Below are 9,209 nucleotides of genomic sequence, written 5' to 3' on the forward strand. Positions count from 1 at the left end.
AAAAAATAACCCTACAAATGAGGGTTTTTAGGCTAATTCACCCCTTTTGAAAGGGTTCTGCGCCGTTTTTTCACTTTTTTCTTCTTTTTCGGCTCATTTTTAGCCTGTTCAGAGGCTTTTTCAGATTTATTAAGGTTAGGGTTCAATATTTCAATTGCAGCCGTGTTATACACCCTTAAATCGATTGGTTCGTTACGGTCCCTGACTTTTTTCCATACTTGATAAGCATTACCGGCTTTAAAGCGTGTAACAAGCCTCTCAGCAGTCAATCCTCTGTAATAGGCCTCGTTATAGCCTTGATTTGCTGTATTTTTAGGAAAATGACAGTAACCGGGCCCATGTTCCTCAATTTTCAGACGGGACATGGCTTTATTTTTCCCTTCATCTACACCCACGTGTATTAGCAATGCTCGTTCACGTTTTGTACGAGTGTAATTACTGATGAGAGAAGTATATTGACCATTTCGTTCACCCTGCCCCTTGATAGCAAATATCCTTCTGGACTCTCTCGGTGCAGTGAACCGGTAAACTTCTGATGTGAAGTGACCGCCGGAATCAATACAGGTGCATGCTATTCCTCGTTCATTGCCATCTCCGTCTAACCATTTTCGAGCAAGATACTCGTCAAGTTCGTTCCATACTTCAGGTAATTTCAAATCACCATAGATACGGTGATATTCAATCCCCCAAGATTCTTTACCAAATCCCCAACCCATTACTTCAATTTCAAAACGATCGTCCTGCACATCGACAGCTGCAGTTAAATATTTAACGCCGTCAGGTACCGGTGCTGCATACCCTTCCGCTCTAGCCATCAGTTCGTCCTCTTCAAGTTGGTCACCGGTTTCTTCCCATGTCTCACCTAATGAAGTATTCGTCCAAACCTTCAATGTCTCAGGTCCATTCTTTTTAGCATCTTTAAAATCCTGAATAATGTCTTTCCACTTTTTCCATGGACTTAACAACTCATTAAGGTGAAATCCTCTCACTGGTGCTTCCCCCTCTTCCGCTATCCACTTACCAGGCTGATCTTTCCATTCAAATTCATTGTGAAGAAACCCGCAGTGTTTGCATCTGTGGTTAACAGTCTCAAAATCAATCTGTTCCCACTTAAGAGGTTGGTACTCACCACATGAAGGGCAGGACAGATGATAGTATTCTTTTGTGCTGAGCTCGAATTCTTTTTCAATTCTTGAAACACCTTTTACAGTAGGCGTACTTACGAATATTTTCTTTGCATTATAGAAAGTAGTGGTCCGTTTTTCAGCTAATGAAAGTGGATCACCCTCAGTCCCGGCACTTACCGGAAACCGGTCAATCTCATCCGCTAATAATACTCTGATTGGACGAGAAGCCAGGCCGCTTGCTGCATTCGCACCTACTAATGCAATGTATCCGCCTGGATATGATTTATTTAAAGTGGTGTTCCCTGAATCACGCGATTTCACATCAGACACTTTGTTTCTAAGTACAGGCGTGTCTCTTAACATTGGAGCAATACGCTCTTTTGAAAAGTTTTTAGCAAGATCTAGTGTAGGCTGCAGAAGCATGATCGGTGCCGGGTCAAGATCGATATGATAACCAAGCGTGTTTAAAATGATCTCCGTTTTTCCAACCTGAGCACTGGCCATCACCACCACTTTTTTCAGTTCCGGATCCGTAAAGGCGTCCATGATTTCTTTTTGATATGGTGCTCGTTCTGTTCTCCATTGACCTGGTTCAGCTGATGACTCGCTGGAAAGCTTTCTGAATGCGTCCGCCCATTCTGATACCGTTAAGTCCGGCGGAGGTGCAAGGATATCTTTGCGAAGATTGATAAATAGTTTTTCACTATTCGTCTGTTTTCGCCTTTCTGCCATGAGGCTCTATCCTTTCTTCCTCATCATCAGCGTAAATATCCAGCTCTTCATCTTCGTCTTCGTCATCACCTAAATAAATCTTATCTTTTGAAGTATCAAAAAAAGCATATGGATCATACTCCGAGAGTTCATCCAAAGCTTCATATACAGCTTTCTTTAATGTGTCTTGGATAGGTAGGATTTCAGTTTTACCTACAATCATTGGTGCAGTTTTTGAAGGAATACTCAGCAACCTCGCTTTAAATGCAGCTAACTGATCACCCATTAAGCGTTTAACATCTGCTCCCCGGTGCAACTCACCCTCCATGATCTTGTATTCAAGTTCCGTTTTCTTTCGACGGGCCCGGGTCCAAAGAGCTTCTTCTTTCCCTTTGTCGAGCTCATCTTCATTCAGAACGTTATTTATTTTGTAATCAATATAGGCAGCAATCGAAGCAGGGACATCATACTTTCCGTGCTCTACCCTCACCAGCGCATCCTCTTTAACGAGTTGACGAATTCGCGATTGTGATAATCCTAGAATTATCGAAATATCAGCTGCACTAACGATCATTTCTATTTGGTTAGAATTCTTTGCTGGCAAGGGTTCCACCCACCTTCCGAAATTATTTCCCAAGCAAATGCAAACGCAAACGTTAATGACCTTTTGGCGCAAAAAACTAGCGCGTTTTCGGGCTCGTACGCACCCGCACAAAAAATTTTTCTCTGAAAGGACCCGAGCGCTTGAAAATGACGAGTCGATTCAAAGAAAAATTCTTTTTTGTCCTGAGATATGCTATTAAAATTATTTTTTACTCTTCACCCTTAGGTGGCACGCGTATGACTACCGTATGACATCAACATTTTCCAATTCCTCAGAAAGCCTTCTCTGAAGCCGTTTGACCTTCCTCTTAGCTCGTATGATGTGCGTCTGAACAGTTGGCTTTGTTATATTCAATTCATCTGCGATCTCTGACATGCTGCACCCCTGCGCCATGTGTAACAAGTAGCACTCTCTTTCTCTAAAGGACATGTCCATTAGCAGATCAATAATAATATCCCGCTCCCTCTTAGGGATGACTGCCTCTTCTACTTCTAAGTTCAATGACGGGAACAGTTCCATATCCAACAGAGCAGTGCGCTGGTAATTAGCCCTGCGGTCAATGCCTCGTCTGCTGTGTGGCCGTCTGCCCTTTCTCATCCATTGCAAAGAATACTCCATATCAGAGATCATGGTTGAGACAATGCGGTGTTCATCTGCATTAGCTGGATTCTTCATATCTAACGACTCCCTATATTTAATTAGCTGATACTTACCTTTCGCATACTCTTCAATCATTTGTTCCACCCATGTCTGCATGCATGATGCCCCCTTATCGTTGTATGAATGCTCCCCCACGTTTTCTTACATAGGTCCGTCCTTTAGTGCCCATCAGCTCCTGCAGGTCACGTTCGCTCAGTTTCTCTTTAGGTTTCTTCTCAGGTTGGAGCGGCTGCCGCTTAACAGCAATTTGATTACTGGATGCCCAACTCATTAATTGATCTCTGAAGTTCTCATTCACTGTTGTTCTCTCCCTTCTCAAATAAAAAAGAGAACGCCAGTAAAGTGCATGCGCTCATGCAGCTTACTCAGCGTCCTCCGTTTTTCGGTCAGACAATGTATTAAATTTTCTTTTTTCCGTTCAGTCTAATGCGATTAGTTCTTACTACATCCACCACTCGACCTTCTTGCCATACGATCTCATCACTGCCATATCCATCCCCACCAGGAGGTTTCAGTTCTGTAATCTCTCCATCTTTGATTATGTAGAGACCATTCTCTTTTTCTTCAAAGGCTTTCCCCTTCATGAAGATCCTCCTCTTCTATGTCCTGCAATATTTTATTGAGAGCGGCTATGGCGCCGGACTGGAACTGTGTACCGACACCCGCTCCCTGCAGTGTTTCAGTTAGTGCTTCATACCGTGCTATTTCTGTTTCTATCATTTGCTTTATTTCTTCTGCAGTTAACAATCCGTTTCAACATCCTTGTGGTCTATTAATTTCATTTCACTTACAACTGAAGTGATTTCTCTTTTTACATTGATTAACACTTCCATGATCTCTGCAAGGTTCTCAGCATCACTGACACGCAGCTCATGATCCATAAGGGCGAGACACACCCGCTCGAAGTTTGGATAATAACCGACGAATCGATTAATATGCTCATCTTCTATTACATTTCCCTCATCGTCAGTCTTAGGAACTTGCTTTACCAATTTAAAATTGAGCGGGTCACTGGTTACCTGGTAATCACCTATTTTAATATTCATACGCCCGCTCCTTGTTATTCATTAAATGCTTTGGCTACTTCTCCAATTAAAGAGAATCGCTTCATCATGACATGATCACGCTTATTCATCCAACATGTTTTGCATGAGTTAAATTCATTCCAGTCTGTCTGTTTACTTTCTTCAGGGGCTACTCTGACATTGCAGACGGAACATTTATATTGGCCGCGCATTTCAATCACCTTCTGTTTTCTTGCTGCTTTTGTATTCGATGTAAGCTGCAACAGATGCAGGTAAGTCGTAAGCCCCTTGCCCAACTTTGATAACAGCTCCCTCTGCAGCTAACATACGAATTCTAGCATCCGACAGACCAAGTGCTTCAGCTAGTTGACTCGTTGAAACAATAACCTTCTTTGATACGTAAGTTTCTACTGTATCTCCTTCAGCAAGAGCGATTACAGAAGACTCACTCTCATCAATATCTTGGGAGAAAAATTTTAAATATATTGTTAACTCTGTTCTTTCTTTTTGAATATTAATTAATTTCTCTTCTGTGGCATTGAGATCATTCCGCATAAATTCAATGTCTCCTATGAGCTCCTCTTCTCTTTCAGAAACAAATTTAAGCTTGCTTTCAATTAAATCTTTAACATATTCCATTTTCTACACTCCTCTTCTAATTAGACTGAATATACCTTGCGCTGTTTTCCCTCTTGCAGCTTCACCGTTCTCAAACATCACATACGCTTCATCAGACTGCCCATGACCGCAACACGCGTTGATCACGCCGGGCAGTTCGCCCAGACAAGCATCATGCTCATCCGGACGATTAGGCTTATTACAGTAACCACATGCTCTATACTTCCAGTGCTTCATAGTTGGCTGATCGTTATCCTTGTACCTCCATTGCTCACCGTCGTAATAGATTTCATGACCTCTTAACGTGTCTGGCATGTTCAATTACTCCAGCAAGATAACTCTTCATAAAATACGTCTTCCCGATTTTCAGGAGTGTCTGAATCAATCCACCCGGACTTAACACATTCATCAACCATTTCTTGCACTTGCTTTTCATCAAATCCATTAATGAGCAATATCCGCTCATAATAACCTGCGTTCGGGTATTTTTTAGCTGCTCTTTTCATACGGATGTTAAAAGTGACCTTCCACCATAAGTGTGAGATTTCCGTTATAAGTTTCGGCAAAGATTATTCTCCTCTCATTTATGAAATTGCTGGAATGTATAATTCAACAAGCTTTCTCAATGCAATTGTTTCTGCTTTTAGTTTCATATTTTCTTTATATAGAGCATCTGACTTTTTAATGTGATTCTGCAGCTGATAGTCCAATTCATAGACTTCTTTCTTCAGACCATCGATTTCTTCAGCCTGATGATGAGTCTTCATTCTGTATTCAATAAGCTCATCATTTGCAGGAGTAGACAGCTCAATCGGCGTACCTTCTAGTGCACTGGATAGTTGTTTGAGCAGATTCTCGTATTCCTCATTTGATGGATCGCACTTTACTGAAGCCACACTTTCTACAGACGGATTGTTATCATTCGTTTCACTGTGCTCTTCAATATCGACCGTTACTTCGATTTCCTCCCAATCCCGCTCACTGTTATCAATTTTGTTATTCTTGGGTACCTGTGATTTTCTTTGAGGGGTCTCCTGCTCTAATGGCTTATCAAGTGTCTTTGAGCGGAGCGGCTGAACACGTTCTCCCTCTCTGTAGATAGGAGTGGTAGGTTTTACAGGCTCCTGCTTTTCTCTGTTAGCAAGTCTTCTGCGTTTTTCTTCAGTGATCTGACCTTGAATAGCAATACTGTTTTTCCAAGAGCTTAGTTTTGATTGCTGCATGCCGAATTTTTTAGCGATATCTTTATCCAGGTACTTTTTGTCTTTCAAATCGAGATACTCTTCAACTGTGATTTTTGACATTTCCAATCACCTCTTTATATTTCTTTTTGAAATCATCTACAGCTATAAATTTCAGGTAACTAGCTATATCAATTAACATCAATAGCATGATTGCCAGTATCGTTATCAACATCTCGTGAAATCCAAAGATGGAGGATAAGGATACAAACAGCAGGATGAACAAAACATTTTTTAAATTGGATTGGGTCATCATTCTTCATCACCGCTAGTTTGAAGGTCAATATCCGGTATTATCGTTTCCGGTCTGAAGATTACTTTGTAATGAAAAGGATCTACACTTTTTGATTCAAGCTGTTCTGAAAAGAAGCTAACATTGTCGCTTAATCCAAGCGTATGCTTTACATACTCGTCTTCACCGATCTTACAAGTTACTGTCATTCTCAAATCACTGTCTGTATTACCAAGAGAACACCTACCCTCCACAGTGAGAAGGTATTTATCTGTAATCCCATTAAAGAACACTACTCGTCTTTCTACCTTGAAAGAGTCAGCTTCTTTGGATAGATTCTCTGAAACTGTATCGGCCTCAGTACATGCAACTAATACAACTGCTAGCAAACTTATGAACGCTACTAATATTTTCTTCTTCATATTCATCAACCTTTCAATTTGTGATGCGCTGCGTTTTTTACATTCGTTTTTAAAAACTCTTTCACTTTATCTATTTCGCTTTTTTCGATCATAACTACAGCTGTAGACGTTCCGGCAAAGAATTGGATAGTATCACTTGCATATTCTTCAACAAATTCTTCAAACTCATCTTGATCTTCCAAAATATCTTCCCATGGTGCATAGGATAAACTTTGTTCCTTATTAAAGGTGAATTCTGAAGTACTGCTTGTTTGCGGCTCAGGTAAAGCTTGATAACAGCAAGTGCACACTTCTTTTTTTAATTGATATTTGATAGTCAATGAATCCATCATTCATTCTCCTCTCTACGACGTGGAATGTTCGGGATGCGATTTACTTAGGCAGTAAAACATTCTTTTTTAAATAGTTTTTCCACATCTTATATGCGTGTTGGAAATATCCTTTAGTAGAAATCCCTTGATGTTTACAGAAGAAAAATCCATACCACCACGCAATAGCTTCTTTAATTAGTCTGTAATTATAATTTGACTTGTATTTTTCAAGATTAAAACTGCCTTTATCAAAATCTTTGGCGTGACCTATTTCATGTGTGAAAGCATGAATAGTTTTCAAATCAAGATTTGATGAAACCCATATTTCTTTTGACTGAAATACAATTCCGTTGAATTTAATAAAGCCAGAAACCTTCACATTAAAGCCATATTGTTCAGCGATTTTACACAGGTTTTCAAACTCCGTCTGTATGTTTCTCTGCAACTGAATTTTCACCATCCATTCTGTTTAAAATTTCTCTCGTATACTGAAAAAGAATTGACAGATATTCTTGTTGCTTCTTTTCTGATGAAGTATTTTGATACTTCGCATACCATTCACCGTATTTAATTAAGAGATCACTGTTTGTTTCTTTTTTGAGATTTAACACTTCAACCTTCATACAAGATTAAGACCTCCTTGCGACGTATCTTGTGTCAGATCTAAATCACTCCCAAATAGGTCTGCTTTTCACAATTTCCATAGCCTGGGCTTCAGTGAACCCTTGCTCTACCAAAAGATCATATTTCTTTTTAAGCGCCTGAGCCTGAGCTGGAAATTGTTTCATGATCCAAGGTAAAGCTTCCATGAGAGTGTCATGCCCTTTTTCAAACTCACTCCGAGTATCAAGATTGGTAACTTTGCCACCTTCAAACTTTTTCATATCAGCACCTCATTTCTTCATATCACTGTTTTCTCTAAGTTGATTCGAATACTGGATGAATCGTTCCTTGTCACCTTCTTGAAGCGCCTTATCGATCAGCCGCTTAAGATTCTCTGCTTCAAGCTGGTTAATCTCCGGAAGTTCTTCGGCTGGCTTTTCGTTTTCAACAGCCTCAGAAGCTTCAGTGAAAATATCTGATCCGTGTATGAACTTTGCAATAAGAATTTTGTATAGCTCATGGCTTTCGTTGTACATATTACTCACCTTCCAAAATGAAATAACTACGACCTGCCATTTCAGTGAATGGTATTTTCAAAAACTCTGCTTTAGTAAGCTCGATTAAATCGCACATCTCTATCACACCGTTTTTTTCAATAAATAAATTTGAAATATTGCCCTCGTCGACCAGCTTCATTGCCTCAAGAAAAGTGATTTGTTTGATATTCATAACCATTCCTCCATTCAATATGTTTTTTTAGGCTGAACAAAGATTCCGACCTCTCTCACATGAGTCACTTTGCTCTTATCCAGGACAATTACTTCATCCTCGCCGCGGCGCAGGAAAAGTGCTAAAATATCAGAACGTTTTACTTTATATTCATGGACTGTATTGACGCCCCGCTCCATAGCAAATCTTGCAGCGATTTTTGGAGAAAGAGTGTAAGCGATCCAGTCCTTTTCATTTGGTCTCTTTGCCCGATATATGGTTACTGTCTCAGGCAGTCAAAACAGGAAATCAACCTCGAATGGTTTCATGATGGCTTTCATTCTGTCCGGCCGCTTGCTATTAAACAGCTTCTTCCACTTCTGAAGGTCCGACCATCCGGTATAGCTCACCCAGCAAGTAGATAAGTAAAACCAGTATGCGTAATCTGATAGCTTAGAAGCTTTCTTTTCGAAGTACAGAATAGCCTCACGTGTCCCCTCACGCTCGATAATCTCTTCAGCGACTTTCCGGTCATACTTCGTTGTTTGTCTTGCCAGTGGTGAATACTGTGGGTTTGGTAACATATCATTCACTCCTCATGTAAATTGTCCGTCATACCACTCACGATCATTCGTTTGAAAAGCTAGGGAGCGGGATATCTCCTGCAGCTCCCTTTTAAATTGTTCATCAGCATTTATTTGCATGACTTCATCCCGATCCCAGTGATATGGCCGTAAAGAATAGTAATGTTCATATTGCTGGTAGTACTTTTTTGTCCGAGGGTCATAGAAATTCGCTATGTAACCTTTAAAGCGTCCATTTTCTCTTACAGGCTTTAAGAGAATTCCTACATGCCCCTCACCATTTATGACTGTTAGTCTTATACAACTCATACTGATCACCCGCTTTGTTATCTGCTCAGTACTGTTTATTTATGAACCTTGCTC

Annotated in this window: 20 protein-coding genes; all 20 read right to left on the reverse strand. The window is 40.3% G+C overall.

The genetic code is table 11. The features are described from left to right. Positions 1-32 precede the first annotated feature (32 nt). The 20 genes from JOD21_RS13265 to JOD21_RS13360 all read right to left on the reverse strand — a co-directional run bounded on the left by JOD21_RS13265 (position 33) and on the right by JOD21_RS13360 (position 9,155). A complete protein-coding gene (locus JOD21_RS13265) occupies positions 33-1,859 on the reverse strand; it encodes a phage terminase large subunit family protein (RefSeq protein ID WP_204730073.1) in 1,827 nt (608 codons plus the stop codon). Next, positions 1,831-2,442, reverse strand: coding sequence for a type IV toxin-antitoxin system AbiEi family antitoxin domain-containing protein (locus JOD21_RS13270; RefSeq protein WP_204730074.1), 612 nt, complete (start codon positions 2,440-2,442; stop codon positions 1,831-1,833). Before JOD21_RS13270 ends, JOD21_RS13265 begins: the two co-directional genes overlap by 29 nt. Positions 2,443-2,682: 240 nt before the next feature. Next, positions 2,683-3,198 (reverse strand): sigma factor-like helix-turn-helix DNA-binding protein, encoded by a 516-nt coding sequence (locus JOD21_RS13275; protein WP_204730075.1) that lies wholly within the window; start codon positions 3,196-3,198, stop codon positions 2,683-2,685. A gap of 13 nt (positions 3,199-3,211) precedes the next feature. Continuing rightward, positions 3,212-3,400 (reverse strand): hypothetical protein, encoded by a 189-nt coding sequence (locus JOD21_RS13280; RefSeq protein WP_204730076.1) that lies wholly within the window; start codon positions 3,398-3,400, stop codon positions 3,212-3,214. A 100-nt stretch (positions 3,401-3,500) separates the two neighbouring features. Next, positions 3,501-3,686: a DUF3954 domain-containing protein gene (locus JOD21_RS13285; RefSeq protein WP_204730077.1), complete on the reverse strand. Its 186-nt coding sequence runs from the start codon at positions 3,684-3,686 to the stop codon at positions 3,501-3,503. Next, positions 3,667-3,849 carry a hypothetical protein gene (locus JOD21_RS13290; protein ID WP_204730078.1) on the reverse strand — a complete coding sequence of 61 codons (183 nt, stop codon included), beginning with the start codon at positions 3,847-3,849 and terminating at the stop codon, positions 3,667-3,669. Before JOD21_RS13290 ends, JOD21_RS13285 begins: the two co-directional genes overlap by 20 nt. Then, positions 3,843-4,148 (reverse strand): hypothetical protein, encoded by a 306-nt coding sequence (locus tag JOD21_RS13295; RefSeq protein WP_204730079.1) that lies wholly within the window; start codon positions 4,146-4,148, stop codon positions 3,843-3,845. The genes JOD21_RS13290 and JOD21_RS13295 overlap by 7 nt, the downstream gene beginning before the upstream one ends. 192 nt (positions 4,149-4,340) lie before the next feature. Next, positions 4,341-4,766: a type IV toxin-antitoxin system AbiEi family antitoxin domain-containing protein gene (locus JOD21_RS13300; RefSeq protein WP_204730080.1), complete on the reverse strand. Its 426-nt coding sequence runs from the start codon at positions 4,764-4,766 to the stop codon at positions 4,341-4,343. 3 nt (positions 4,767-4,769) lie between these two features. Then, positions 4,770-5,060 (reverse strand): hypothetical protein, encoded by a 291-nt coding sequence (locus tag JOD21_RS13305; protein ID WP_204730081.1) that lies wholly within the window; start codon positions 5,058-5,060, stop codon positions 4,770-4,772. A 2-nt stretch (positions 5,061-5,062) separates the two neighbouring features. Continuing rightward, positions 5,063-5,311 carry a hypothetical protein gene (locus JOD21_RS13310; RefSeq protein ID WP_204730082.1) on the reverse strand — a complete coding sequence of 83 codons (249 nt, stop codon included), beginning with the start codon at positions 5,309-5,311 and terminating at the stop codon, positions 5,063-5,065. Between the two features lie 18 nt (positions 5,312-5,329). Continuing rightward, a complete protein-coding gene (locus tag JOD21_RS13315) occupies positions 5,330-6,049 on the reverse strand; it encodes a hypothetical protein (RefSeq protein WP_204730083.1) in 720 nt (239 codons plus the stop codon). Between the two features lie 189 nt (positions 6,050-6,238). Continuing rightward, on the reverse strand, positions 6,239-6,640 hold the full coding sequence (locus JOD21_RS13320) for a beta-sandwich lipoprotein (protein WP_204730084.1): 402 nt from the start codon (positions 6,638-6,640) through the stop codon (positions 6,239-6,241). Between the two features lie 5 nt (positions 6,641-6,645). Further along, positions 6,646-6,969: a hypothetical protein gene (locus JOD21_RS13325; RefSeq protein ID WP_204730085.1), complete on the reverse strand. Its 324-nt coding sequence runs from the start codon at positions 6,967-6,969 to the stop codon at positions 6,646-6,648. 43 nt (positions 6,970-7,012) lie between these two features. Then, positions 7,013-7,396, reverse strand: a complete 384-nt coding sequence (locus JOD21_RS13330) for a hypothetical protein (protein ID WP_204730086.1) — start codon at positions 7,394-7,396, stop codon at positions 7,013-7,015. Continuing rightward, on the reverse strand, positions 7,368-7,574 hold the full coding sequence (locus JOD21_RS13335) for a hypothetical protein (RefSeq protein WP_204730087.1): 207 nt from the start codon (positions 7,572-7,574) through the stop codon (positions 7,368-7,370). Before JOD21_RS13335 ends, JOD21_RS13330 begins: the two co-directional genes overlap by 29 nt. A gap of 45 nt (positions 7,575-7,619) precedes the next feature. Beyond that, positions 7,620-7,835 (reverse strand): hypothetical protein, encoded by a 216-nt coding sequence (locus JOD21_RS13340; protein WP_204730088.1) that lies wholly within the window; start codon positions 7,833-7,835, stop codon positions 7,620-7,622. Positions 7,836-7,844: 9 nt separating this feature from the next. Continuing rightward, entirely contained in the window at positions 7,845-8,090 is a 246-nt protein-coding gene (locus JOD21_RS13345) for an IDEAL domain-containing protein (protein WP_204730089.1), read from the reverse strand. A 1-nt stretch (position 8,091) separates the two neighbouring features. Further along, positions 8,092-8,283 carry a hypothetical protein gene (locus tag JOD21_RS13350; protein ID WP_204730090.1) on the reverse strand — a complete coding sequence of 64 codons (192 nt, stop codon included), beginning with the start codon at positions 8,281-8,283 and terminating at the stop codon, positions 8,092-8,094. Positions 8,284-8,558: 275 nt separating this feature from the next. Next, entirely contained in the window at positions 8,559-8,846 is a 288-nt protein-coding gene (locus JOD21_RS13355; protein WP_204730091.1) for a hypothetical protein, read from the reverse strand. A gap of 12 nt (positions 8,847-8,858) precedes the next feature. Then, complete coding sequence (locus JOD21_RS13360; RefSeq protein WP_204730092.1) at positions 8,859-9,155, reverse strand: hypothetical protein; 297 nt, start codon at positions 9,153-9,155, stop codon at positions 8,859-8,861. Between the last annotated feature and the right edge of the window lie 54 nt (positions 9,156-9,209).

The sequence above is a fragment of the Jeotgalibacillus terrae genome (genome assembly GCF_016908195.1).
Lineage (GTDB): Bacteria > Bacillota > Bacilli > Bacillales > Jeotgalibacillaceae > Jeotgalibacillus > Jeotgalibacillus terrae.

Coding starts and splice junctions, on each gene's coding strand:
- JOD21_RS13295 (WP_204730079.1), bottom strand. CDS start 4,148: ATGAATATTAAAATAGGTGATTACCAGGTAACCAGTGACCCGCTCAAT.
- JOD21_RS13315 (WP_204730083.1), bottom strand. CDS start 6,049: ATGTCAAAAATCACAGTTGAAGAGTATCTCGATTTGAAAGACAAAAAG.
- JOD21_RS13320 (WP_204730084.1), bottom strand. CDS start 6,640: ATGAAGAAGAAAATATTAGTAGCGTTCATAAGTTTGCTAGCAGTTGTA.
- JOD21_RS13275 (WP_204730075.1), bottom strand. CDS start 3,198: ATGCAGACATGGGTGGAACAAATGATTGAAGAGTATGCGAAAGGTAAG.
- JOD21_RS13360 (WP_204730092.1), bottom strand. CDS start 9,155: ATGAGTTGTATAAGACTAACAGTCATAAATGGTGAGGGGCATGTAGGA.
- JOD21_RS13265 (WP_204730073.1), bottom strand. CDS start 1,859: ATGGCAGAAAGGCGAAAACAGACGAATAGTGAAAAACTATTTATCAAT.
- JOD21_RS13345 (WP_204730089.1), bottom strand. CDS start 8,090: ATGTACAACGAAAGCCATGAGCTATACAAAATTCTTATTGCAAAGTTC.
- JOD21_RS13355 (WP_204730091.1), bottom strand. CDS start 8,846: ATGTTACCAAACCCACAGTATTCACCACTGGCAAGACAAACAACGAAG.
- JOD21_RS13325 (WP_204730085.1), bottom strand. CDS start 6,969: ATGGATTCATTGACTATCAAATATCAATTAAAAAAAGAAGTGTGCACT.
- JOD21_RS13305 (WP_204730081.1), bottom strand. CDS start 5,060: ATGCCAGACACGTTAAGAGGTCATGAAATCTATTACGACGGTGAGCAA.
- JOD21_RS13335 (WP_204730087.1), bottom strand. CDS start 7,574: ATGAAGGTTGAAGTGTTAAATCTCAAAAAAGAAACAAACAGTGATCTC.
- JOD21_RS13300 (WP_204730080.1), bottom strand. CDS start 4,766: ATGGAATATGTTAAAGATTTAATTGAAAGCAAGCTTAAATTTGTTTCT.
- JOD21_RS13285 (WP_204730077.1), bottom strand. CDS start 3,686: ATGAAGGGGAAAGCCTTTGAAGAAAAAGAGAATGGTCTCTACATAATC.
- JOD21_RS13350 (WP_204730090.1), bottom strand. CDS start 8,283: ATGAATATCAAACAAATCACTTTTCTTGAGGCAATGAAGCTGGTCGAC.
- JOD21_RS13340 (WP_204730088.1), bottom strand. CDS start 7,835: ATGAAAAAGTTTGAAGGTGGCAAAGTTACCAATCTTGATACTCGGAGT.